24 protein-coding genes and 6 pseudogenes are annotated in these 22,967 nt (G+C 63.6%); 19 read left to right on the top strand and 11 right to left on the bottom strand.

What is annotated here, in order from left to right; translation table 11 throughout:
• Positions 1-32: 32 nt before the first annotated feature.
• Both AC3WL8_RS20700 and AC3WL8_RS20695 read left to right on the top strand, forming a co-directional pair.
• Positions 33-944: a ribose-phosphate pyrophosphokinase gene (locus AC3WL8_RS20700; RefSeq protein ID WP_211983013.1), complete on the top strand. Its 912-nt coding sequence runs from the start codon at positions 33-35 to the stop codon at positions 942-944.
• Complete coding sequence (locus tag AC3WL8_RS20695; RefSeq protein WP_153954508.1) at positions 941-1,303, top strand: TraR/DksA family transcriptional regulator; 363 nt, start codon at positions 941-943, stop codon at positions 1,301-1,303. Before AC3WL8_RS20700 ends, AC3WL8_RS20695 begins: the two co-directional genes overlap by 4 nt.
• Positions 1,304-1,416: 113 nt before the next feature.
• Here AC3WL8_RS20695 and AC3WL8_RS20690 read toward each other — a convergent pair whose 3' ends face one another.
• From AC3WL8_RS20690 to AC3WL8_RS20675, 4 genes are all read right to left on the bottom strand, one after another.
• On the bottom strand, positions 1,417-1,659 hold the full coding sequence (locus AC3WL8_RS20690) for a hypothetical protein (protein WP_153954509.1): 243 nt from the start codon (positions 1,657-1,659) through the stop codon (positions 1,417-1,419).
• A gap of 40 nt (positions 1,660-1,699) precedes the next feature.
• Positions 1,700-2,365, bottom strand: a complete 666-nt coding sequence (locus AC3WL8_RS20685) for a SagB/ThcOx family dehydrogenase (protein ID WP_153954510.1) — start codon at positions 2,363-2,365, stop codon at positions 1,700-1,702.
• A gap of 187 nt (positions 2,366-2,552) precedes the next feature.
• Complete coding sequence (locus tag AC3WL8_RS20680; RefSeq protein WP_492378693.1) at positions 2,553-4,082, bottom strand: bifunctional aminoglycoside phosphotransferase/ATP-binding protein; 1,530 nt, start codon at positions 4,080-4,082, stop codon at positions 2,553-2,555.
• 97 nt (positions 4,083-4,179) lie between these two features.
• Positions 4,180-4,665 carry a lecithin retinol acyltransferase family protein gene (locus AC3WL8_RS20675; RefSeq protein WP_211983017.1) on the bottom strand — a complete coding sequence of 162 codons (486 nt, stop codon included), beginning with the start codon at positions 4,663-4,665 and terminating at the stop codon, positions 4,180-4,182.
• A gap of 666 nt (positions 4,666-5,331) precedes the next feature.
• Here AC3WL8_RS20675 and AC3WL8_RS20670 point away from each other — a divergent pair.
• Positions 5,332-5,832 carry a carboxypeptidase regulatory-like domain-containing protein gene (locus AC3WL8_RS20670; RefSeq protein ID WP_492378692.1) on the top strand — a complete coding sequence of 167 codons (501 nt, stop codon included), beginning with the start codon at positions 5,332-5,334 and terminating at the stop codon, positions 5,830-5,832.
• A gap of 197 nt (positions 5,833-6,029) precedes the next feature.
• On the opposite strand, the gene AC3WL8_RS20665 is transcribed toward AC3WL8_RS20670, so the two are convergent.
• Positions 6,030-8,330, bottom strand: a complete 2,301-nt coding sequence (locus AC3WL8_RS20665; RefSeq protein ID WP_211983019.1) for a heavy metal translocating P-type ATPase — start codon at positions 8,328-8,330, stop codon at positions 6,030-6,032.
• 223 nt (positions 8,331-8,553) lie between these two features.
• Between AC3WL8_RS20665 and AC3WL8_RS20660 the strand changes: the two genes are divergently transcribed.
• Complete coding sequence (locus AC3WL8_RS20660) at positions 8,554-8,745, top strand: hypothetical protein (RefSeq protein WP_194946830.1); 192 nt, start codon at positions 8,554-8,556, stop codon at positions 8,743-8,745.
• A 103-nt stretch (positions 8,746-8,848) separates the two neighbouring features.
• Here the strand turns inward: AC3WL8_RS20660 and AC3WL8_RS20655 are convergent.
• From AC3WL8_RS20655 to AC3WL8_RS20640, 4 genes and pseudogenes are all read right to left on the bottom strand, one after another.
• A pseudogene (locus AC3WL8_RS20655) lies at positions 8,849-9,256 on the bottom strand (exo-beta-N-acetylmuramidase NamZ domain-containing protein); the annotation flags it as partial.
• Between the two features lie 261 nt (positions 9,257-9,517).
• Entirely contained in the window at positions 9,518-9,778 is a 261-nt protein-coding gene (locus tag AC3WL8_RS20650; RefSeq protein WP_153954514.1) for a transcriptional regulator, read from the bottom strand.
• Between the two features lie 122 nt (positions 9,779-9,900).
• Entirely contained in the window at positions 9,901-10,281 is a 381-nt protein-coding gene (locus AC3WL8_RS20645) for an Hsp20/alpha crystallin family protein (RefSeq protein ID WP_153954515.1), read from the bottom strand.
• A 17-nt stretch (positions 10,282-10,298) separates the two neighbouring features.
• Positions 10,299-10,733, bottom strand: coding sequence for an Hsp20/alpha crystallin family protein (locus AC3WL8_RS20640; protein WP_013958692.1), 435 nt, complete (start codon positions 10,731-10,733; stop codon positions 10,299-10,301).
• Between the two features lie 160 nt (positions 10,734-10,893).
• On the opposite strand from AC3WL8_RS20640, the gene AC3WL8_RS20635 reads away from it, so the two are divergent.
• The 4 genes and pseudogenes from AC3WL8_RS20635 to AC3WL8_RS20620 all read left to right on the top strand — a co-directional run.
• Positions 10,894-11,847, top strand: a complete 954-nt coding sequence (locus AC3WL8_RS20635) for a DnaJ C-terminal domain-containing protein (RefSeq protein WP_153954516.1) — start codon at positions 10,894-10,896, stop codon at positions 11,845-11,847.
• Between the two features lie 3 nt (positions 11,848-11,850).
• On the top strand, positions 11,851-12,159 hold the full coding sequence (locus AC3WL8_RS20630) for a chaperone modulator CbpM (protein WP_035823653.1): 309 nt from the start codon (positions 11,851-11,853) through the stop codon (positions 12,157-12,159).
• Positions 12,160-12,604: 445 nt separating this feature from the next.
• Positions 12,605-13,153 (top strand): DUF1003 domain-containing protein, encoded by a 549-nt coding sequence (locus AC3WL8_RS20625; protein ID WP_211983021.1) that lies wholly within the window; start codon positions 12,605-12,607, stop codon positions 13,151-13,153.
• 164 nt (positions 13,154-13,317) lie between these two features.
• Positions 13,318-13,850, top strand: a pseudogene (locus AC3WL8_RS20620) (IS6 family transposase); the annotation flags it as partial.
• 45 nt (positions 13,851-13,895) lie between these two features.
• Here AC3WL8_RS20620 and AC3WL8_RS20615 read toward each other — a convergent pair.
• Positions 13,896-14,246 (bottom strand): type 2 periplasmic-binding domain-containing protein, encoded by a 351-nt coding sequence (locus tag AC3WL8_RS20615; RefSeq protein ID WP_371827440.1) that lies wholly within the window; start codon positions 14,244-14,246, stop codon positions 13,896-13,898.
• Positions 14,247-14,355: 109 nt separating this feature from the next.
• Here AC3WL8_RS20615 and AC3WL8_RS20610 point away from each other — a divergent pair, with 109 nt between their 5' ends.
• The 3 genes from AC3WL8_RS20610 to AC3WL8_RS20600 all read left to right on the top strand — a co-directional run bounded on the left by AC3WL8_RS20610 (position 14,356) and on the right by AC3WL8_RS20600 (position 15,375).
• Complete coding sequence (locus AC3WL8_RS20610; RefSeq protein WP_235205870.1) at positions 14,356-14,727, top strand: helix-turn-helix domain-containing protein; 372 nt, start codon at positions 14,356-14,358, stop codon at positions 14,725-14,727.
• Between the two features lie 143 nt (positions 14,728-14,870).
• The gene (locus tag AC3WL8_RS20605; protein ID WP_211983025.1) at positions 14,871-15,113 is read left to right on the top strand and encodes a type II toxin-antitoxin system CcdA family antitoxin; all 243 of its coding nucleotides are present in this window, start codon (positions 14,871-14,873) and stop codon (positions 15,111-15,113) included.
• A complete protein-coding gene (locus AC3WL8_RS20600; protein ID WP_492378691.1) occupies positions 15,061-15,375 on the top strand; it encodes a CcdB family protein in 315 nt (104 codons plus the stop codon). Before AC3WL8_RS20605 ends, AC3WL8_RS20600 begins: the two co-directional genes overlap by 53 nt.
• A gap of 49 nt (positions 15,376-15,424) precedes the next feature.
• On the opposite strand, the pseudogene AC3WL8_RS20595 reads toward AC3WL8_RS20600, so the two are convergent.
• Positions 15,425-16,090 (bottom strand): annotated as a pseudogene (locus AC3WL8_RS20595) (IS630 family transposase); the annotation flags it as partial.
• 12 nt (positions 16,091-16,102) lie between these two features.
• Here AC3WL8_RS20595 and AC3WL8_RS20590 point away from each other — a divergent pair.
• The 8 genes and pseudogenes from AC3WL8_RS20590 to AC3WL8_RS20555 form a co-directional block, all read left to right on the top strand.
• Positions 16,103-16,556, top strand: a pseudogene (locus tag AC3WL8_RS20590) (ISKra4-like element ISBte2 family transposase); the annotation flags it as partial.
• A pseudogene (locus tag AC3WL8_RS20585) lies at positions 16,556-16,816 on the top strand (cupin domain-containing protein); the annotation flags it as partial. The pseudogenes AC3WL8_RS20590 and AC3WL8_RS20585, both read left to right, overlap by 1 nt.
• 164 nt (positions 16,817-16,980) lie before the next feature.
• Entirely contained in the window at positions 16,981-18,042 is a 1,062-nt protein-coding gene (locus AC3WL8_RS20580) for a beta-keto acid cleavage family enzyme (RefSeq protein ID WP_492378690.1), read from the top strand.
• Positions 18,039-18,629 (top strand): RBBP9/YdeN family alpha/beta hydrolase, encoded by a 591-nt coding sequence (locus AC3WL8_RS20575; RefSeq protein ID WP_492378689.1) that lies wholly within the window; start codon positions 18,039-18,041, stop codon positions 18,627-18,629. Before AC3WL8_RS20580 ends, AC3WL8_RS20575 begins: the two co-directional genes overlap by 4 nt.
• On the top strand, positions 18,626-19,105 hold the full coding sequence (locus tag AC3WL8_RS20570) for a carboxymuconolactone decarboxylase family protein (RefSeq protein WP_211983039.1): 480 nt from the start codon (positions 18,626-18,628) through the stop codon (positions 19,103-19,105). Before AC3WL8_RS20575 ends, AC3WL8_RS20570 begins: the two co-directional genes overlap by 4 nt.
• A 286-nt stretch (positions 19,106-19,391) precedes the next feature.
• Positions 19,392-20,402 (top strand): Bug family tripartite tricarboxylate transporter substrate binding protein, encoded by a 1,011-nt coding sequence (locus AC3WL8_RS20565; RefSeq protein ID WP_211983040.1) that lies wholly within the window; start codon positions 19,392-19,394, stop codon positions 20,400-20,402.
• Between the two features lie 616 nt (positions 20,403-21,018).
• The gene (locus AC3WL8_RS20560) at positions 21,019-22,182 is read left to right on the top strand and encodes a porin (RefSeq protein ID WP_211984578.1); all 1,164 of its coding nucleotides are present in this window, start codon (positions 21,019-21,021) and stop codon (positions 22,180-22,182) included.
• 633 nt (positions 22,183-22,815) lie between these two features.
• Positions 22,816-22,967, top strand: a pseudogene (locus AC3WL8_RS20555) (quinone oxidoreductase); the annotation flags it as partial.

Here is a 22,967-nt window from a genome sequence, read left to right as displayed (position 1 = left end):
CATGTCTGGATGCCGCCAGCAAGGACTCCCGCATGCTCCCGATCTTGATTGCCATGCCCGGCAATGAACAGCAGGCGGGGGCCATCGCTGCCTGCCTGCCGGGGCTGCCAGGCGAGGCCGAGGTTCGCCGCTTTCCCGACGGCGAGTCCTACGTCAGGCTGCTGCAGCCGGCGGCCGGCCGCGAGGTCGTGATCGTGTGCACGCTGGACCGTCCGGATGCCAAGCTGGTGCCACTGCTGTGGCTCGCCGCCGCCGCCAGGGAAGGCGGTGCCGTGCGGGTCGGACTGGTGGCACCATACCTGGCGTACATGCGCCAGGACAAGATCTTCCGCACAGGCGAGATCGTGTCGGCACGCCATTTTGCGGCGCTGCTCGGCGATAGCTTCGACTGGCTCGTTACCGTGGACCCGCACCTCCATCGAATCGGCTGCCTGGGTGAGATCTTCGCCAGGCCGGCGATTGCCGTGCATGCCGCTCCGGCCATTGCGTCATGGATCGGCCAGGCGGTGCGCGCGCCGCTGCTGGTCGGCCCGGACGAGGAGAGCCAGCAGTGGGTGGACGACATCGCGAGCCGTTGCGGTGCGGACAGCATTGTCCTGGCCAAGCAGCGCTTCGGCGACCACGAGGTCAGTATCGACGCATGCGGCCTGCCTGCGCCCGCGGGCCGTACGCCGGTACTGGTCGACGACATGGTCTCCACCGCGCGCACCATGCTGGCGTCGGCGCGGCTGCTGCGCGAACACGGCTACCCGGCGCCGGTCTGCGTCGGCGTCCACGCGCTGTTCGCGGAGGCAGCCTACGCCGACCTGCAAGCGGTCGCGGCCGACATTGTCACGTGCGACACCGTTGCGCACCCATCCAACCGCATTCCCGTGGCAGAGCGCCTGGCAGCTGGCATCCGGCAGGCACTGCAGGCGCCAGCGGGTTCAGGAGACCCATTATGAGCAAGCTCACAGCGCAGGAAACCGTCTCGCTGGCGGCGCAGCTTGACGCGGACGAGGCGCGCATCCATGCCGCCGTTGGTTCCGCCGACACGCCAATGACACCATTGGCGCAGCGTGAGGCGCAGGACGAGGGCGACCTTGCCGACGAAGAAATCATGCGGCGGCAGGACGATGCGATGCTGGACCACTATCGCATGCAACTGGCCGACATCGCCGCCGCGCGGACGCGGATGCAGCACGGTCAGTACGGTATCTGCATCGATTGTCAGCAGCCGATCCCGTTCTCGCGCCTGCAAGCATATCCGACCGCGAAGCGCTGTACCGCATGTCAGCGCCGGCACGAGCAGCTTTATGCGTGACCGTTGGAGGATAACGGGCAGGCCGCTGAGGGCGGCTGAGCGCCTGGCGGGCTGCCACCGCGGAAACGACGGTCGCCCCCCGGCAGCGCGGCCGGGAGGCTGGCGCAGACGGGCTAGCGCAGGTCGTACTCGCGCATCATCTCGGTCGTGACTGCCTTGACCGTGGCCAGGCATGCGGGCGGGACTGCGGGGAAGGCGTCGATGGTCCAGTTGCAGCCGCCGTTGGCAGCTGCGTCGACACGCTGCGGCAACGGGATGTCGCAGTCGCGGCAGGTGTCGCCGAGGTCGGCGTTTTCCTGCAGGCGCCGCAGAATTTCATTGCGGATCTGTTCCGCAGTGCCGAGGTTCTTGATCATGTCGGTGTCTCCTGTTCTGGTAGTGGCGATCCGGCCATCTCTAGACCGGCGCGCTGCCGCGCGGGGCCGGGTGCCCGATGGTCTGGGACAGGATCGGTTCCTCGTCCTCATTTAGCGACATATGCTCGGCTAGCAGGCGCCGGTTGAGCCAGCCGCGCACTACCGCGCCCAGCCCGGCCGAGGCGCAGTAGAGGTAGACGTTCTGGACCATGGCGCCTGCTGCGGCGGCAGCGAAGGTCTCACGCAGCTTCGGGGGCACGTCCTGCATCCGGCCATGGTTGGCGACGTAGACCAGGTCCAGGGGCGCCATGCCGACGAAGTCCTGATAACCGGTCATGCTGCGCACGTCTGCCGCGCGCTTCAGCGCGAGGCAATGGTGGATCGGGTCGTAGCGGTAGAGGCCGGCGGGCAACGCCGCGTAGACGTCGATCACCGCCTCGCCGTGCGGCGAAGGGGCTGTGCGGCCGCCGCCCTGGGAGCGGTTGACTCCCGCCGCGGCCCACAGGAGCTCGCTCAGCTGCTGCAGCGGCAGCGGCTGCTCATCGAACTCGCGGGTGCTCATGCGCTGCCACAGCGCGCCCATCAGCGGCAGGCCATTGGTGCGGTCCGGCTGTGGCAGGGCGATGACCCGCTCGCTCGTGCCGGTGGCGGGGCGTGGCAGCAGGTCCTTGATGGGCTGGTAGGGGATGCGCTTCAGTTCGTCCATGGGATGCTCACATTTGTTGCAAAGAGCGGCGCCAGCGCTCTGCGCATGGAACCAGTATGGACGAATGTAGGCGCTGCCCCCGGCCATGGGTTGCGCTCCGTCAAGCAGCGTCGATGAGGCGTTCCTGGGTGTGAAAGCAAGCGATGCTGGCGCTGCTTTAGATTTAGATGGCGGCCGGGCTCTGGGGTCAGCCGCAGCCGGGCGTAGCGCGGCCCATGAAGCTGCCTGGCGAGGCGACGCAGGCACGCTCGGCTGCGGTCAATGGCTCCTGGATGCATATCTGCCACGCCAGCACGCCGTCGTCGGCATCCGACAGATCCCGGCCCGCTCGGGCACGAGCGGCGATGCGGGCGCGCAGCGTCTCAGGGCTGGCTTCGCAGGTGACGATGGCGAAGGGCACGCCAAGGCGGAGGGCCTGGGCCGCAAAGCGCTCGCGCTCGGCGCGGGCCAGGAAGGTGGCGTCGGCAATCATCGGGAACCCGGCGCGGCAGCCGAGCCGGCAGACGGCGAGCAGGCGTCGGTAGGTCCGCGCCGTTTCGCTGGCGGCATACCAGCCCCCCGCCGGTGCCATGCCGCCGTGCAGGCGCTTGCGTACCGCGTCCGAGCGCACACGTACCATTGCCCCGGCCTCGCTCATCTGCGCTGCCGCCGTGGACTTGCCGCTGCCGGACAGCCCATGCATCACCACCATCGGCCCGCGACGGCGGGTGAGGCACCGCCATGCCAGCGCCAGCAGCCTGCCTGCCTCGGCCTGCGCCGGCGCCATGGACGCGCCCGCGGCGTGCTGCTGGCAGGCGTGCTCCAGCAGCACGCGCGCGCGCACCAGGGCCCGCATTGCGAGATAGAAGGGCAACACGGCCAGCGCGCCGTAGTCTCCCGATTGCTCCAGGTAGCCGTTGAGCAGCCGGTAGGCCAGCGCCGGTCGGCCATGGTGCAGCAGGTCCATGACGGGGAAGGCTAGGTCGCTGATGGTGTCGGTCCAGCGCAGCGCGGCGTCGAACTCCAGGCAGTCGAATGGCGTCGGCACGCCGTTCAGCAGCACGATGTTGCCCAGATGCAAGTCTCCATGGCACTCGCGCACATGGCCATTGCGCAGGCGCGCCCAGAACGCCCCCGTTAGCCGGGTGGCCTCGCTGCGCGCCCGCAGGGCTACGCGGCTGGCCAGGTGCGAGGCCTGTGTCAGCCGCCCGATGCCACCCAGGCACTCTGCAAGGGTCACATCGATGCGGGCCGGCGTGCCAAAGCCATCGGCCGGCGCTGCGGGCGGCTGCGCCTGGTGAAAGGCCGCAATGCTGCGCGCCAGCGCATCGATATGGCCCGGCTCCAGCCGGCCCGAAGCGGTCCGTGCGCTGAGCAGGTCTTGCTGGTCGAAGCGCTGCATGCGCACCGCATGCTCGATCGGCATGCCGCTGCCGCCGATGCGCACCGAGCCGGGCGTGGGGCCCGCCATGACCGGCACCACATCCAGGTACAGGGCGGGCGCGAACCGGCGGTTCAGGCGCAACTCGGCCTCACAGTCGTCGCGGCGTGCCTGCGCCGTGGAGAAGTCGACAAAGTCGAACCGCACCGGCTTGCGCAGCTTGTAGGCAAAGTCCCCGGCCAGGAAGACACGGGAGATATGCGTCTCGATGACCTGTACTGCCGGCGCCGGGTGGGGGTAGGCGTCCGGTTGTTGCAAGGCGGCCGTCAATGCCGCGTCGTCCCATTGACTCTCCATGTCCCTTGCCGACGGCTCCCTTCCGCTGTTGTGACTGTCAACCTCAACTGCTGCCTCGGCACGCAGACTCTGCCTGCCAACTCGCCCCCGCGGCGCCCTATGCCGTCACGCGTGCGGCCAGATCCTGGCCCAGGATGCCCGCCGCACTACAAAGTACGCCCACGATAGCCAGCAGCGCGCGCCACGGGTGGCTCAGCAGCGCCTCCACTTGCTCGCTGCGGCTCTCGCCAGACAGGCACCACGTGCAGAAATGTTCGCAGTTGTTGGTAAGCAGGCGGTAATCGTCCTCTCCAAGCCGCGCAGTCGCGCGCCGTACGATCTCCGCCTCGACGTACCTCGCTTGCGTCGCCGGCTCGACGCGAAAGCCGTAGCCGCCGGAAAAGCCGGCGAGTGTGGTCTTTTCGACCGGGCCGCAACGCAGGAAGCCTTTGAATCCGACATAATGCACCACCTCGCCGTTGCCGGCATAAATGCCATGGTGGACATAGCCACGACGGTCCGTCGTCAGATGCGCGCCAAGGGGAATGTCCGCGGCGATTGCCGCAAGGCGCTGTGCGTGTCCGATTTGGTGATCGCCGCTCATCGCTTTCCCCTTGTTGCCTTTGTTGCGCTGGTCGCTCCTGCCTCGGTGGGCCGGGTTTCTTGCTCTCGCCGGCAGCCTGGCGTGCTGCATGCCTTGCTGCCGATGCCGATAACCGTGTGCCCCCGTGTATGCCTGCAGTATTGTTCCCGGCCGGCGATGCCGAAATCAGCCGGGTCCGAAAAACGTGTCGGCTTGGTGCCATGCGGCTTGTACGCCCATCGCGACGGCGCTTGTCCGTCGTGCGCACCGGGCTGTCAGCGGAATCTGACAAGGGCGCGGCGGTATAACCCGATATTTACCAGCCATTGCGGCGAGGCAGAGCATGCCCCCTACACCCCCACTTGGTCTCGCGCACCGTTGCTTGAGCCAGCGTATTGCGGCGCTCGAAACGCAATGCGAGGTGCCGCCGCTGCTGCGCCATGCTCGCGATGCCTCACTAACAACGAGAGCAGGCGCTGGCACAAGCGTGCCGCCTTGATCCTTGCAAAAGGGGGGCGATATGCGCCCCGCTGAGGCGGCGTTCTGCCGACTGGTGGTGACTTTCGGGGTGGTGACTTCGGCAATCGTTGACAGGTATCAACCTCTATGTCCGACCGAACGCTACTTTTTAGTAACCGATGACCATCGCTACAACTGGCATCTCAATGCGCTGTTGGAGGGACGAACATGGAGATGACGTGGAGCTTTATTAGCGAGCTCTGGTCCCTGGTCATTGCCGTAGCTGCTACGGGTTGTGCGTCCCGCTACGGGCAAGTCGAACCAAACTTGCAGTCAATGGCCCACTATGGCGTGTCATACGTGTCGGGCGGGGACAGCGAAGCAGGCATGGACGCGATGCTCGCCATCGCGAACCGCTTCAACGTACGTCTGACCATGGTGGCCGCCTCGGGACGGGGACCCGCTACCGGATGCTGCCATCCTCGTGGCCAGCCAGGATGGGCGCTCGATATTGCATGCGACCGCAACCGGGCCGATGCTCTATCTCCAGCTTCCCACGGGGTTTATCGGCTGGCAGTCGGTTATCAGGGCTGGGTCCAGACCCGCGATATCGCCGTGGACGACCAGGCACTCGACATGACGTTTCGCCTCCCCGTGACGACGCTGGGGGACGACTGGCTGCTCTGCAGCAAGGATCGCGGCCACGTCGCGGTTACAGCCGCCTTGTGACGCTTTCTCGGCTTCGAAATCAAACACCAGCGTCCTTGTCAGTGAGTGTCTCGTGGCCAACGGCTCGCCGCTAGACATCATGGCGTCATCCTGCACCTATACGGCAGATCGGCGGCTGCCCGAGCGCCCTGGCAGTGCTGATGCCGGCGTCGAATCAGCCGATGCGCAGATGGCGCACGCCGCACGTCGTCGGGCGGTCACTCCGTCGGCGCATCTTCGCGCAGCGCATGGAAGAGCTCGTCTTCTTGTGCGCAGTGCAGCCGCAACACGGCGTCGAGCCCGTAGAGCAGCCGCTGGTACTCCCTGATGCGGCATGCGTCCGGCCCGTCCGGCGGCGAATCGTCTACCATGTGCTGCAGGAGCAGGATGACGCGAAAGAGTTCGCGGTGCATCGCGCTCATCGCCGCCAGCGGATCATCGCCGCCGACCAGCCGGGCGAGTTGCGGATAGAGCAGCGCGTCATCGTGCTGTTCGTGGGGCAAAAGCGTCCCGCTGAGGGAAGCGCACAAGCGGCGCAGTTCCATGCCAGCGGCGTGACCAGGCATGGCTGGCAACCTGTCCGCGAGGCTGCGGATCTGCTCCATCAGCGGCGCCAGCGCCGCGTGCTCCTGGTTCAGGCGCTCAGCGTCGGCCGTGGACAGGCGCTCTGCAGGCACCGACGGGTCGGCACGCAGGGCGCGCAGCGCATTGGCGATGACCAGCACATCGATCACCTCCTGCAGCAAGGCGCCGGCCAGTGGCGGCAGGTAGCCGAACGCGGCGACCGCCATCGCCACGAACGACAGGCCCATGCCGGCCATGGCGCTTTGCACGGCCAGCCGGCGCGACCGGCGGGCAATGCGCACCGCGTCCACTAGCCGGTCAAGCCGGTCCACCAGCAGCACGATATCCGCGGCTTCCGACGATGCCGCGGCGCCGCGTGCGCCCATGGCCACGCCGACGTCCGCGGCGGCCAGCGCCGGTGCATCGTTCACGCCGTCGCCCACCATTAGGACGGTGCCGTCGTGGCGCGCCGCCTCGATCGCGGCAAGCTTCTGCGAGGGGGTGAAGTTGGCATGGACCTCGTTCACGCCAAGCATCGCGCCTATCGTCTCGGCGACATCGGGCCGGTCTCCCGTAAGCATGGCCAGCCGCCGTATGCCCGCCTTGCGCAGCAAGCGCAACGCGCGCGGGGTGTCCATGCGAATCAGGTCCACGAACTGCAGTGCCCCGACCAGCACGCCATCGACCGTGACCAGCGAGACCGAAGCGCCTTCGTAGGCCGCGCGTTGCAGCATGGCCTGGCACCAGGGCGGCCCGGCATCTCTGCCGCCGGCAAAGGCGGGCGATCCCACCGCCACCGCGTGCTCGCCGACCCGCCCGGCAACACCAGCACCGGCGGTCTCGGTCATGCCCGACGGCAGGTCCAGGACCAAGCCTCGCTCGCGCGCCGCGGTCGTGATGGCCTCGGCGACGACATGGCCGGAGGCCTGCGCCAGTGAGGCGGCGACGCGCAGCACGTCGGGCGCTGGCCATCCGGGCGCGCTTTCGATGGCGGCGAGGCGGGCCCTGCCACCCGTCAGCGTCCCGGTCTTGTCGAAGAAGAGGATGCTCGCCTGCGACAGCCTCTCAAGCGCGCCGCCGCCCTTGACTAGCACGCCGCGCCCGGCGCAACGCGACACCCCGGACACGATCGCCACCGGCACAGCCAGGATCAGCGGACAGGGAGTGGCGACCACCAGCACCGCCAGCGCCCGTGCGAGCTCACCGCTGGCAAGCCAGGCAAGCCCGGCGACTAGCAGGGTGACTGGCACCAGCCACAGTGCATATCGGTCGGCCAGCCGCGCCGCGGGCGGGCGCTCCGCGCGGGCGGTGCGCACCAGCCTGGCGATGCCGGCGAAGGTGCTGTCCGCCGCGGTGGTCGCTGCCACTATCTCGAATGGGGCGCCCGCGTTCAGCACACTGCTGCGCACGGTCTCGCCGGCGAGGCGCGGCCGTGGCAGCGACTCGCCAGTGAGGGCAGATTCGTCCAGCGTCGCCTGGCCCAGCAGTGCGCCGTCCACGGGCACCACTTCGCCATGTCGGACCAACAGTCGGTCCCCCGGATTGACAACATCGAGAGAAACCGCGCGCCATTCGCCGTCCTCGAAGCGGTTGGCGGAGTGCGGGGCGCGGCTGAGCAGGGCGGACATTTCCCGCTCGGAGCGGGCCTGCGCATAGTTCTCAATCGCCCGGCCACTCTCGATCATCAGGGCCAACACGGCAGCCGCGAGGAGTTCACCAAGCGCCAGCGCCAGTCCGATCGCCAGCAGCGCCAGGACATCGACGCCCGCTTCCTTTCGGCGCAGCGACTGCACGATGGCGACGATCAGCGCGCCGGTGACGACCAGCGCACCAGCCGCCCAGGCGAGCCTCGCGGCCACCGCTGCACCGAAGGCAAAGAGCAGCAAGCCAGTTCCCAGCGTGCCGGCCGCAACTGGCAGCAAGCCGAGGTCGAAATTGCGAAACCCGATGTGCATGGCGACCCGATTCCCCGCGTAACTGCGCGCCCTCTGCGAGCCGACTCTTGCTGATGCCCTCAGATGACAGCAGATTCTGCCGCGCCGGCGGCGGCGCAGTCCAGGCTGCGCGCCGAATCAGGCACTGTGCCTGTAATAGTAGTCCAACAGACACAGGGCCGTCAGCGCCCCGGGGTGGACCGCCGTCCACTATGTTCCTATGGATAAAGCCCCCCGCACGCCTATGAGAACGTCTTTCACCCAGGTCACGGCCCTGTTGCTGGCGCTGTTGTGCGCGAGGCAGGCCGCGGCGCAGCCTGCCGGGCGCAGCGTACCGGTCCTCGTCTACCATCGGTTCGCCGCACAGGCCGTGGATGCGATGACGGTGCGCACCGAAACCTTACGTGCGCATCTGCGCGTCTTCGAGAAGACCTGATACCAGATCGTGCCACTGGCCCAGGCTCTCGCCTGGCAGGCGGGCGCCCCGGATACGTTGCAGCCGCGCGCCGCCGTACTAACCGTGGATGACCGATATCGCTCCGCTGGATCGATACGCCGGCGCACAGCGTGCCGCGATGCTGCCCCTCGGCTGGCACGAAGCGCGTCGGCCGGAAGATGGCGCCGGTGTCCAACGCGTTCAGCTCGCGCGCAAGCGCCTGAGCGTCAATCCAGGGCGCACCGACCACGCGGAACGGCATGGCCGTGCCGCGGCCGACACTGACCTCGGCCCCTTCCACCAGCCCCACGTCCGCATACAGCGACAGGGCCTCAGCGTCCCGCAGGTTGGGCGATATTGGCACCCAGCCGAGCCCGGTGTCGCCATACCGCATCGCCCGTCGATATTGCGCCATCGGCACCACGACCAAGTCAGCGCCGATACCTAGCCGATCGTTGAACAGCCGCGCCAGCTCGCCCAGCGTCATGCCGTGCACGAGCGGAAGCGGATATGAAACAATGGTTCGTCCGCCGCTTTGCAGCAGAGTGACGCAGAAGGGTGGATTCTTATCCCGGCTACGCCGTCCTTCACCGCAACAAAGAAGCCATCTGAATGGCACTACCGGCAGCAACCGTTTGAACCCGACCACAGGGATCTCGCAGGAGAATCTGTTCCTCCAGATACATGCGCATCGTCCGGACATGCCTGTTTCCAGGCGTCCAATCGGGCAGGTAGTCATCTTTCACCCGCCGCCCCAATAGCACGCAGGATCTCATCCCGACTTATCGAAGATGCCGGCTTCGAGATCTTTCCTGAAATGCTGAACCCAATCGGTTTCATCGCCGATTGGGTATTCCCTTGTAACTTGTGTCGATAGTCTGGTTACCGTGACGTAGCCCTGTAAACCGATGTTCTCGTCGCCTTTTGGGTCAGTCGTATCCGTCTCCACGAGTTCGAAATCATCTGCTGCCAGATCATTACGCTGCAAGGTCGCAAGAAAGTCCTGTTGTTCATCCGGTTCGATCAGTCGCATCGTTGGCCCCTCGCTGTTCAAAGGGGCGAATACCGGAACTCTCTTTCAACGATTCCAGTTTCATTTCAGCCCTCCTACGTGTGGGCAGTATTGGGTGATGCCCACTGCCCGCTCGGCTTACATCACGCCACCTTGACCTCAATGCGGCTCGGTTGTGTGTGTTCGGCTTTCGGGATGCGTAGCTTGAGCACGCCGTGGTTGAACTCGGCGACAACCTTTTCGGCATCTAGTTCCTTGGATAGCGTGAACACGCGCCGGTAACGGGGCAGGGAAACCTCCGTGTAACTGGCTTCCATGCCCTCCGGCAGATCGAGGACGACTTCGCCCTTGATGGTCAGGATACCGCCTTGCACCTGCACGGCCAGCTTGTCCTTGGGCACACCCGGCAGATCGGCGTATAGGGTAATGCCTGCGGCGTCCTCGTACACATTCACCGGCGGCATCAGGGCTGCTTCAGGGCTGGCAGTTTCGGCTTGCTTGGTGACAGCAGTATTTTCGCTCATGGCCAGATCCTCCTCGCTCACTGGATGCTGATTTGGCGCGGCTGCGCGGCCTCGAGGCGCTGGATGCTGATGTGCAGCACGCCGTCGCGGTACCTGGCCTCCACCGCCTTGGGATTCACGTCGCTTGGTAGGCTCACCACACGGCGGAAGCGGCCGGCGAAGCGTTCATCGATATGCACGGAGGTTTGCTCGTCCTTGTCGGGAAGATCGGGCTTGCGTTCGCCGACAATGGTCAGCACGCTCTGCACCAGCTGCACGTCGATGCTGGCCGGATCGACGCCAGGGGCAAAGGCGTAGATTTCCACCGAGTGGGGTGTGCCGCCTACATTCATGGCCGGAAAACTGACCCGACCGCGAATGCTGGGAGACAGCTCGAATGGCTGCTGCCACTCGCGCTGTAGGCGTTCCAGCTCTGAGAATATGTCACGGGGAAACAACGATCGATACATCATGTTTGCCTCCATTCGCTTTCGCGTGGGCGCCATATTCGGACGCCCCCGGTTGCAATGGTACGGCTTCGCCTGCGGATTTCAAGGTCTTGATTTGACTGGTATTCGACATCATTCTTCCGAGTAGAAGGGCAGCCCTCGAGACCGGAAAAGGGGAACACGCATGGAGTTCCATGACTACTACAAGACGTTGAGGGTGGCACGCGATGCCACGGCGGAGGACATCAAGAAGGCGTTCCGCAAGCTCGCGCGCAAGTTCCATCCGGACGTTTCCAAGGAGTCCGATGCCGAACTGCGCATGAGGCAGCTCAACGAGGCCTACGCCGTGCTCTCCGACCCGGACAAGCGCGCCGCGTACGATCAATTGGGGCGAGGCTATCAGCCCGGCCAGGAGTTCCGTCCGCCGCCGGACTGGGACACCGGCTTCGAATTTTCCAGTCGGGGTTTCTCGCCCCAGGAAGAGGCCGATTTCAGCGACTTCTTCGCCGAGCTGTTTGGCCATGTGGGGGGCAGACACCGCGGCTCCCATGCACACGGTGGCAGCTTCCAGTCACGCGGTGTGGATCACCACGCCAAGGTGCTGCTGGACCTGGAAGACGCCTTTACCGGCGCCACCCGCCAACTTTCGCTGCGCTTGCCAAGCATGGACGCCCAAGGCGTGGTGCAGTTGAGGAGCCGGACCCTCAGTGTGAAAATTCCCAAAGGCGTGCGCGAAGGTCAGCTCATCCGTCTGGCCGGGCAGGGGGCGCCGGGGATGGGCGGCGCGCCGGCGGGGGATCTTTTTCTGGAGGTGCATTTCAATCCGCACGACCGACTGAAAGTGAAGGGGCGCAATCTACACCTCACCCTGCCGGTGGCGCCATGGGAGGCGGCGCTGGGGGCGGTGGTGCCGATCAATTTACCTGGGGGCGAACTGAAGGTGCGCATTCCCTCTGGCGCCCAGAGCGGCAGCGAGCTACGTGTGCGCGGCAAGGGCATTCCCGCTAATCCACCGGGCGATCTGCTGCTGGACATCCAGGTGGTGTTGCCGCCGGCAAACACCCCCAAAGCGCGGGAGTTCTATGAAACCATGGCGCGGGAAATGATTTTTAATCCGCGCCCGGATAGGAGAGCCTGACCCATGTCTGATGATGACGTTCTGATCGGCTGCCTGTTGGATGAAGCTTGGCTGACTCTGGAGCAAGTGGCGGCAGCCTGCAAGGTAGAGTCAGAGTGGCTCATGCAGCATGTAAATGAGGGCCTATTTCCCAATGCGGTAAGCGTCGCTGGCGTCTGGCGGTTTTCCAGTGCCAGCCTTCGACGGGCGCGGCGCATGCGTCAGTTGGAGCGTGACTTTGACGCCATACCGGAACTGGCTGCTCTGGTGGCCGACCTGCTGGAAGAAATGGATGATCTGCAAGCGCGGCTGCGCTGTACCAGTCGGGGCTGAGCGCTACATGGATGCGCAAGCCTGGGCCGTTGAGCCTGGGCGAACCGTCTGCTGCCAACTCGTGCCCCCCTGGCCCCTGATGGGCGTAAACGCTACAAGGGGCGGCGCTGCTCGCGCGCCCGCAGAGTCCGCCGCCAGAGCCACTCTCTTGCGTACTTCAACGCGGCGATTTTTAGTACCTCGTTGCAGCCAGCCTTCAAGTTGGGGTGCCCGTTTGGGGTACGTGAATGACCGCTGACCGCTGTGGATTCAACTGGTGGATGCAACGGATTGGTGAAATCGTCTGGGGGTGTTTCGTACACTCTGTTCGTTCCCACGCCGCGTTGCCTCGGTGAGGAATGGGCTGACGATAGGCTTCCGTTGTTCATTGAGTGTCTCTTCCTCGGTATAGTGCCGCAGACGCCGCTGCGGACTAGTCTCGAACGATTACTTACTTGGGGAATGTATGAAAACACCGAACTCCGGCTTCCATGCCGCTCCGTTCGACGTTCCGAACGTTGATCACTTTCGCTTCCACCGGCCTCACGCGCATCTTGCCCCGGCGTTCGGCAACGACAGGTTCGCGCTCAAGGCCGAAGCCTTCGCACGTTTTTTTGGGACGCCCGTTTTTTTAGGGGCACAGACGGTAATCGTCGCCATCTGGATTGGGGTGAACGCCCTCGGTTTCACCAGGTTCGACGTTTACCCATTCATTCTCCTTAATCTGGCATTCAGTCTCCAAGCGGCCTATGCCGCGCCGCTCATCTTGCTTGCTCAGACGCGACAGGCAGCGCGAGACAACGCCCACGCCGAGGCTGACGCGCAACACAGGGAGGCCCTTGCTGTCGCTAACGAGCAGCGGCAGGCAATTGCCGCGCAGAACGCGGCACAACTGCTGGAGTTGCTGCAGCGGAATACGGAACTGACCGAACTTACCCAAAAATTAACTGTGCGTGTCGAAACGCTGACCGTCGAGTTGCACGAGAAGCTCTTGCAAAAAGACTCAAAACCATAAAGCCGACACCCTGCCCATCAAGGCTGAAGTGGACGTTCGTGTTGGTGAGGTACTGGGAGTGAGCCAAAAGCGGGGGGCAAATCCGTCAGGAAAGGGGTCTATTGTGTACTGAGACCGATTAATGGCGTTGTCAAGTTGGCGAAGCGGTCGGGTAAGATGAGGCGATGAAGAAGAAATCGCTCTTCATGGCCACCGGTTTCCGGCGGCGATCATCAGCTGCGCGGTGCGCTGGTATTTTCGCTTCAACCTGAGTCTGCGCGACATCGAGGAGTTGCTGTTCGAGGGCGGTGTCGTCGTGACCTACGAAACCATTCGCCGTTGGTGCGAAAAGTTCGGCGCCGGCTTCGCGCATCGCGCCAAGGTCGCACGGCGCAAGCCAGGCAGCACTTGGCATCTGGACGAGATGTTCGTGAAGCTGCGCGGTGAGCCCTACGCCCTATGGCGAGCGGTCGACGAACATGGCGCCGAACTCGACATCCTGCTGCAGAAGCGGCGCGACAAGGCTGCCGCTAAACGTTTCTTCCTGCGCGTGCTGTGCTCTTGCCCGGCGCCGCGCAAGATTGTCACCGATCAGCTGCGCAGCTACCCGGCGGCGAAAGCCGACATCCCGGAGTTGGCCTGCGTCAAGCACGTGTTCGTGAAGGCGACCGCCCGCGTGAACAATCGGGCTGAGAACAGCCACCAGCCCACCCGTGATTGCCTTGTCTGGCTGTCGGCAAGTTGACAGAGCCCTTGCCTACCTTCAGCTCGCGCTGACTACCGGCATGGCTGCCACAGTGGCCCTCGGCAGTCGGCCGGCCCGCGCACCCGCAGGCCTGGAACAGCGTGCTCGACTTCCGCAAGCGTGGATCAGGAACTCGCGCAGCGCGTCGGCCGGCTTGTCGAGCTTGGGGCCCGCCTGCCACAGCATGCCGACCTCCATGTCCGGCACCGCCGCGGCGATGGTCCTGGCCTCGATCTGCTTGCCCTCCAGCGACCACGGCCGGTACACCATATCGGTCAGCACGCCGAAGCCGGCCGCGGCGAAGTAGCGAAACTGCCGCAGGGTGATCTCCTTGGCGATCCTTTTCGGTGCCCCGCGTGACTTGGCCATGGCCATCCCTCCGCTACGGGCCTCTGCGAAGTGCTTATTAGCAGGCGCGGATCTTTGCCGGCATCCCGGCCGCCATTGTGAGAGTATAATTTCACGTTTATGAAACAACATGGAAAACCGCCTCCTCGCTGGCTTTCCTTCTGCACAAACGCCCCCCATGCCACGGTCACTACCTGATCCGACTCCACCGTCGCGCGCGACGATTCGCACCATTCACCAACTGGGCGACCGGATTCGAGCAAGCCGGGCAGGGAAAGGAATGCCTATTGACCAGGCGGCCAGGCATTCCGGTGTCTCCATCGGCATGCTGTCCAAGCTCGAGAACGGCAAGGGGGTCAATCTCGAGCATGCCCTGCGTGTATTGGACGGACTGGGTTTGACGATGCTGGTCGTTCCCAAGGCGCATGCGCCTTGGCTCGAACAGGCAGCGGCCCATGCGGCCAAGATTGGCGAGGATGTGGCGTGGGACCAGAATGCTTAGCTAGTTGCGTCGCCTGGCGCCGTGGCGTGGAAGCGGTCATACTGTTTCCGCACCTCCCGCCATCCGATATCCCATGGCCCGGTAGCCTCGTTGGCGCTTGTCCCAGCGCTATTATGCGCATAATAGCCAGCAGGGAGGCGATTATGGGCCGAACAACAGAAGCTAGGCCGCGCAAAGCGGCGAACGTGACTTTGCCCGCTGACCTAAATGAAGAAGGCAAAGCCCTCGAATTGAACTTCTCGCGTGTGTTCGAGATGGCAATGCGCGAAGCGATCCGCGTCGAGCGAGGTAACCTTTGGGCAGCGGAGAACGCAGATTTCATCGCGTCGCAAAATGAGTTCGTCGAGCAGCATGGGCTGCCACTTGCTAAGCATCGGATGTTCTGATGGCGCGATTCGACGTCTATGCGAACAAGGACGACACAGCCCCGCGCCTTTCCTCGTTGACGTTCAGAGCGAATTTCTCGCCGGCTTGAGCACAACTGTCGTTGTGCCTTTGATCAGGGCCAATTCGCATCCCGGGGCCTCGGCTACCACCCCTGATCCCGCCTTTCGAGTTCCAGGGGATTCGTTGCGTGTTCTATCCGCCTTTCATAGCAGCAGTTCCCAAGCAAGCGATGGGCGAGCGAGTCGGATCGTTGCGTGTTGAAAGCGGCGTCCTCGTGACGGCGATCGACCGCTTGATGGGTGCCTTCTACTCAGCGGTCCGAAATATAGGCGACAGATGGGGCGTCGAAGAATGAGCGCACAAGCCGGCGGTTCTTCTTCACGTCGTGCAGATGCTGCTCAACGCGGATTTCCAGTTTCTCGCCCGCTCGCAACGGATTGCGCGCCACACCAGTTCGCTTGAGATGACTCCACACGAACTCGTCGGGATTCGGGTCGGGCGCGTAACCCGGCAGCACATGCATCGTGAGCTTTCCCTTGGTCGATTCGATGTACTCGCACACATTGGCCTTCTTGTGTGCTGGCAGTCCGTCAACGATCAGATGCACTGGGCGGTTGCGGCCCTTCATCATCTTCTTGAGCAATTCGATGAATAGCTCCGCGCTCAAGGCCCCTTTGTAGGTCGCAAACCAGAAGGCACCGTTGGCGTTCACCGCGGACGCGGCGGAAATCGATTGGCGCTGCCCGGGGCGCTCAATCACCGGTGTCTCGCCTTTGACCGCCCAGGTCTTGTCATGCACCGCGTCGGCTCGAAATCCTGATTCGTCCCAGAAGTAGATGTCCGCACCGCTTTGCTTGGCCGCAGCCGCAATGCCCGGAAACGATTCACGCTGCCAGCGCTCGACGGCCTGCGGATTCACACCAAATTTCTCATCGATGAGCGTGGCCACAATCTGTCGTGTCCACAGCCCGAAGTCCATGGTACTTCTTGGCACGCTAACATCCAGAAGACTGAGAGTCGACTGCGGGAAATCTTGCTGATTTTCCGTATCGTTTTGCCGGAGGCGCCAAAGTTCTCCGAAAGTCTTTCGCAGCTAGATTTCCGGACGCGCGAGCTCTTTGCCTATGTTGAAGCCAACGGCGGCTCGACGATCTTCTATGGAAAGCGGCATCGCGACGGCCGACCGATCTCAACAGCTATGGCTGAGTCGGCGGTCAATCAGATTCTTAACCAACGCATGTGCATACGGCAACAGATGCGATGGTCGCCGCGGGGAGCCCACCTACTGGCGCAGGTTCGATGTGTCGTCATCAACTGTGACTTAAAGGAACGACTCACAGCCTTCAGGCTGCGTATGAAGGAGCTACCCGCTGAAGTGGCTGAGTTTCCTGAGCGGCTGGGGCGAATTGCTGAAGCCGAACCCCAAGGTTTCTAACGCTCCCAGTCGCTCGTTGCCGTGGAAGTCGTCTATCCGCCAGGAGCCGCTTCATTGCCGCATAGCCACGCCAAGTCGGCGTTCATTTACGCATATGTTGTCGCTGGCAACATCGCCAGCAAGGTGAACGACGAGCCGGAACGCATCTACAAAGTCGGGGAGGCGTTCTTCGAGGAACCTGGCTCACGCCATCCTGTGAGCCGCAATGCGAGCAAGAGCGAGCCCGCGAAGCTCCTGGCCGTGTTCGTGGCTGGCGCTTCGGATGAGGTGGGGCCTCTGGTCGGTGGGCATTTTCGAAAGTTTTGGCCTGTTACTACTTATCAATTCTACGCGACAACGGATCAATTCTGCCGAGGCGGCGAGCCGCATCATATCTGCAAGCGCGGACACGATCTGCCTTCGCAGACTCCGCACCTACAAAGGAGAACACCATGCATTTCCTCGACGGGGCCCTGCTGCCCGAAAACCAGGAAAAACTTGTCATCACCGCTGCTCCGTACGGCCCGCAATGGGAGCCGGGCGACTTTCCGTCTGACATCCCGGTCACGATCGAGGAGCAGGTGCAAAAGGCGGTGGACTGCTACAACGCCGGCGCCACCGTGCTCCATTTCCATGCCCGCGAGGACGATGGTTCGGGCTGCAAGAACCTTGACCGCTTCAACGAGCTGCTATCGCGCCTGAAGCAGGCGGTGCCCGACATGATCATCCAGGTCGGCGGCTCGATCTCGTTCGCACCAGTCGAGGAAGGCGCGCCCGCCGAGTGGCTGAGCGACGAGACGCGTCACATGCTGGCGCGCCTGAAGCCGACGCCCGAGCAGGTCACCGTGGCGGTCAACACCGGCCAGATGAACACGGTGGAGATCATGACCCCAGAGGACTGCGCAGGAACCTCTTTCGAGCGCAAGGCGGTCTACGACGCCTACGAGGAGATGATCGTTCCGGCCGGGCCCGCCTGGTTGCGCGAACACCTCGCCCAGCTGGCGGCCAACGGCATCCAGCCGCACTTCCAGATCACCATGAAGTCGGGGCTCGTCACCCTCGAGCGCCTGATCCGGCGTGGCATCTACAAGGGGCCGCTCAATGTGAACTGGGTCGCGCTCAGCGGCGGCTTCGACAACCCGGACCCCTACAGCATGATGGAGTTCATTCGCCTTCTCCCCGATGGGTCGACGCTCACGCTGGAATCGCTGATGCGCGCCACCCTGCCGATCAACACCATGGCGATCGCCATGGGCCTGCACGTGCGCTGCGGCATCGAGGACACGATCTGGGGCCCCACCGGCGAGCCGATGTCCAGCGTGAAGCAGATCGAACAACTGGTGCGCATCTCGCACGAACTGGGACGGGGCGTCGCGTCGGCTCAGGAGGCGCGCGCGATCTTCAAGATCGGCACGCAGTACCAGACGACCGAGCAGACGCTCGCCGAGTTGCGTTATCCCACCGCACGTCGTCCGACCAGGCCGGCACTGGCGGAACGCAAGGTGGCGGCATGAAAGACCTTCATGAAGTGACCGTTGTCACGGTGCCGGGGCTGCGCGAGGAAACACCGGCGCACTGGCAGGCGCTGCTGGCCGGCGAACTGCCCAACGTGCGCTCGCTCCCTGCGCTGGGGCGCACCAACATCGACCTGAATGCGCGGGTCGCGGCGATCGACGCCGCCGTACTGGCTGCGCCGGCGCCGGTCATCATCGTGGCGCACAGTGGCGGATGCATTGCGACAGCGCACTGGGCGCGCCGCACCGGCCGGAAGATCCTCGGCGCCCTGCTGGCGACGCCGCCGGACCTGGAGCAGCCTCTGCCGCCCGAATTCCCTGCGCTGTCGGCTTTCGCCGAAGCAGGCTGGGCACCTATGCCGAAGGGTCCGCTACCTTTCCACTGCATCGTGGCGGCGAGCCGCGACGATCCGCTGGGAGAGTTTGCAAGGGTGGCGGACATGGCGTACGGCTGGGGCGCGGAGCTGGTCGACTTGGGCGAGGTCGGGCATCTGAACCCAGCGTCGGGCTATGGGCCATGGCCCGCAGCATACGCGCTGATTCGCAGGCTGGCCCAAAGCCGAGATGAGTCGGGAGTCCTCGCATGAGCCCAAGCCAAACGCCCACTTGTGATGCCTTGCGCGCGCAAGGCCACTGGAATCCCGATTGGGACGCCATGGCGTCTCTGGCGCCGGACTGGACCGAGCAGTTCATGCGCATGGTCAGCTTTCCGCTGAACTCCCCCGCGCTCGACTCGCGGACCTTCGAGCTGGTCTGCATCGCGATCGACGCGTCTGTGACCCACATGTTCGCGCCCGGCACGCGACGCCACATTCGCCGAGCGCTCGATCTCGGCGTGAGTGCCGACGAAATCGTGGCCGTGCTGCAGCTCACCTCCACGCTGGGGTTGCACACCATGAGCCTGGCGGCGCCCCTGCTGCAGCAGGAGCTGCGCGAGCGCCAGGCCACGGCCAACGAGCGGCATGAACCTCGTTCTACCCTCTCAGGAGACTGCCTTGAAAACCACCAGCAACACGTGCATCGACCAGCAGGGGAGCCGCATGACCTCGGTTCAGCAGGTTGAACAACTCGCGCGCATCGCCAACGAGTTGGGCCAGCGGCAAGGAAGCGCGGGAGATCTAAAAGGTTGGCGTGCAGTACAAGACGATTGATGAAACGCGGGCCATTTTGGCATGGCACCCAAACGCAAGCCCGGGAAGCGGCGAGGTCCCCGTCGCGGGTAGCTGGCCTGTGCCATTGGCATCCTCTCTCGAAGAGGATTGCCGCTGGAACCTGGATCGCTGAATTCCAAGCGTCGGGGCTCGTGGATCGGTTACTGAATTACCTCACTGGATATTTGAAAGGACACGATGACTCTTCCTGACAAAAAGACACTGAATACTGTTCGCCGTAGTCTTGTGCGCGCCGCGATGGCCGGATTGTTTGCGGCTTCGACGTCGATCGCTGTGGGCCAGCCTCTGGCAGATCGCCCCATTCGCATCATCGCCGTTGGCACGCCGGGAGCGACGGCGGATATTCTGGCGCGAATAGTGGCCGACTCCTTGACCAAGAGTTTGGGGCAACCCGTCGTCGTGGAACCCAAGCCAGGGGCGGGTGGTGCCGTGGCCATGGAAACTTTTTTGAGAGCGCCTGCAGACGGACACACCTACCTGCTGTCCATCAGTAGTCTGGTTTCCGAGCTGCCCTACACGTTCAAGCCTAAGTACGATCCGTTCACAGCGATTCGGCCGCTGGTCGAACTGGGAAGCATGGGCGCGATGCTAGTGGGCAACTTCAACCTGCCACCCAAAAACTTTCAGGAGTTAGTTACCTATGTGAAGGCCAACAAGGGGAGGATCAATATTGGGTCGTTCTCGCCGGGAACGATATCGCACATACTCGGACTTCAATTGAACCAACTGGCGGGGCTCGATATGAATATCATCCAATACAATGGGTCCACTCCCGGATTGGTGGATGTTATGGCGGGGAACGTCCAGTTTCAGATGGATGTGCCATTGACTTCCGTGCCATTGATCAAAGCGGGAAAACTCAGGCTATTCGCCGTCAGCTCGCCCAAGCGCTCCGAATTGATGCCAGATGTCCCGACTTTCGCCGAATTGGGGTATGACGCGATGACACGGACCTCCTGGATGGGACTGTGGACGCTCCCTGGTGTTCCGGATGCGATCCAGCAACGTATCCGGAGCGAAGTTTTGAAAGCGTTAAATACGCCAGAGATCGGCGAACGGCTCTCCTCGCTAGGTCTGAGTGTGACTTCCAAAAATCCGCGCACTCCCGAGGAATTGTCCATGAGCTTGAAAAAGGACTACAAAACAACGGGCGAAGTGCTGCAAGCGGTGGGCTATAAGCCTCAGTAAGCGTTTTGGCGGACCTTTCTGGCATTCGTGAGGCGTCGATCTTTGAGAGAAGGACGCCGTGAATCAGGGCGCCGGAAAGCCCTTCGCCAGGCCGTCATGATCGCTGACAGGTTCTAAGGGTGTACTCGGCGAGTGGGGCGCCGACAATGTCGCCAGCCACCTGCCGCTGCGACGACTTGGCTACGACGAGGACCTCAAAGGGACGGCATTGCTTTTTGCATCTGCGGCGGGCAGGCACATCAAAGCGCTGGCGGTGGCGGCGGCGGTGCCAGCAGTGTCATCGTTGGGTGACGCGCACCGACGCGTGTCAAAAAGCGCAAGAGTGGAGATTCGACGATCGGGCGATCAAAGGAGAGCTTTTGGGACCGCCCGGCATCATGGCCCGGAGAGCAGGCTGCCCCTCCGGCTGCCGATCGAAGAGGCACCTTCCTGACATGGCAGTGCTGGTTGCTTATATCACCGGCGGATGACTGGAAGTCCATGTGAGCGCATCGTCCGATGCTCACCAATACAAAGACCGAGGAGAACAAAGTTGGGCAATAGCAACAGCAATGCCATAGGGTTTGATCGAACGTCTCAGCCAGTTCGGCTAGGCAGCAACGACCTCGCCGCGAAGATGAAGAAGACGGGACTGGTCCTGGTCATGCTCGGCGCAGGATGCGGTACGGCGCTGGCTCAGACCAGCGTCACCCTGTACGGCGTTGCCGACGCCGACCTGGAGTTTGCCAACCACGTGGGCGTGGCGCCCGCACCGGCCAATGGCTACAATCCCGGCATAGGCAATAAGGTCTACCGGATGAACTCGGGCGGCTTGTCCGGCTCGCGTTGGGGCTTGCGAGGTACGGAAGACCTCGGTAGTGGGTTGTCGTCGCTATTCGTGCTGGAAGGCGGCTACAATCAGGACGCTGGCACCTCGCAGCAGGGCGGCCGGCTGTTCGGTCGCTCGGCGTACGTCGGCCTTGCGAGTAAGAACTATGGACAGGTGGCCTTTGGCCGGCAGTACACGTCGCTGTTCGACACGATGTCGAACTTCGTGCCGGCGCTCTACGCCACTTCTTATGAGCCGAGCGCTTCGCTGCTGGGACCTAACTATCGTGAAGACAACACGGTCAAATACAAGGGTGCATTCGGTCCGCTGACCGCATCGTTGCACTGGTCATTCGGCGTCGGTCTGGCTTTGCCACAGACGAGCCCGTTGCTGGTTGCCGGTGGCGGTAACGGTGAGGTGCCTGGTCAGTTCCGTCGGGACACTGGTTATGGCGCGGGCCTGTCCTTTATCGCCGGTGGCATCGGCATCTCGGCAGGCTACGACCAGTTCAACCCGACATTTGGCAGCGACACCGGTACCTTCAAGAACGCGGCAATTGCAGGGAGCTATGCCTTTGGCAATGCCAAAATCATGGGCGGTTATCGCTGGGGTCAGAACCGGGGAGCGAACGGCAGCATGGTCAAGCGCGACGACTACTACTGGATCGGCGGGCAATATCAGTTCACGTCGGCCCTGGGCTTGATCGCGGAGTTTGCCTACGACAATATCAAAAACCTGTTCGGCAACCAATCGATACCCAATCCCTGGCAGATCAACCTGATCGGCACCTACTCGTTCTCGAAGCGCACCGATGTCTACCTGACGGCGGCCTATTCGAAAAATGCAGGGCTGGGACTGGATTCGCTGGCCAACGGCTTCGCCAACAGCCTTGCGCTGGGCAACAGCTATACCCTCGGCCGGGGCGAGTCCAACATGCTGGGGGTCGCGCTGGGCGTGCGCCACAAGTTCTGAGTGCGCCGCCGGGAGACAGGCAAGGAGTAGGTGGTTCGAGTCCACTACGATGAAGGAAGCGAACCACATCGGCCCCGAGCCGTGCGCTGGCCACCGTGAGGTGGTCGGCGAAGCGTCGGTAGGGGAACGTATGGTCCAGCCGCCTGCGTGCGGGTACCGACGGGGGACGCGTGTCGCGCTCGGGCATGGCAGTAATGACCTAGGGATAACCCCTGGAATGGGCGGACTCGTCTGGGAAATGTGTAAGAGCCGCCGCCCCGCGCTCCGTGCGTGCCGCAATCAGCCCCTTGCGGACCGTCCGACACAGCAACGGCCGCCCGCGCCGCTGTGCCGCAAGACCCTCACCCCTCGGTTCTTCCCGCGACGCTAAATCTCCGAGTCCGCCGATATCCATCATCCGTCCGAAAACGGCATGAGCCGTTAGTTCGCGCTTACCGTTTGCACGCTGCCGGCGCCAACGTGAGAGTGTCCCGGCTAACCTGTCCCTGTCATTAAAGGGAAAGTGCAAGACATACATGGTAAAGCGGCAAGTCGGACCAGGCCTGATGATTCGCCGCACAGGTTGTTCCTCCGGCGCGCTCGATGTGCAAGCCGCGGGCGCACTTTCATGTTGGATAGAAGACAGGAGGCGACATGGCGAAAGTCGTTAGGATTTACGAGACGGGCGGGCCCGAGGTCCTTCGTTTCGAGGACGCCGCTGTTGGCGAGCCGGGCCCGGGAGAGGTCCGCGTCCGTCACGTGGCCGTAGGACTGAACTTTGCTGACACATACTTCCGCAGCGGTAC

This window comes from Cupriavidus sp. FW305-F7 (genome assembly GCF_058782875.1).
The sequence above is the reverse complement of the archived record's forward strand: the minus strand, read 5'-3'. Positions and strand labels throughout refer to the sequence as shown.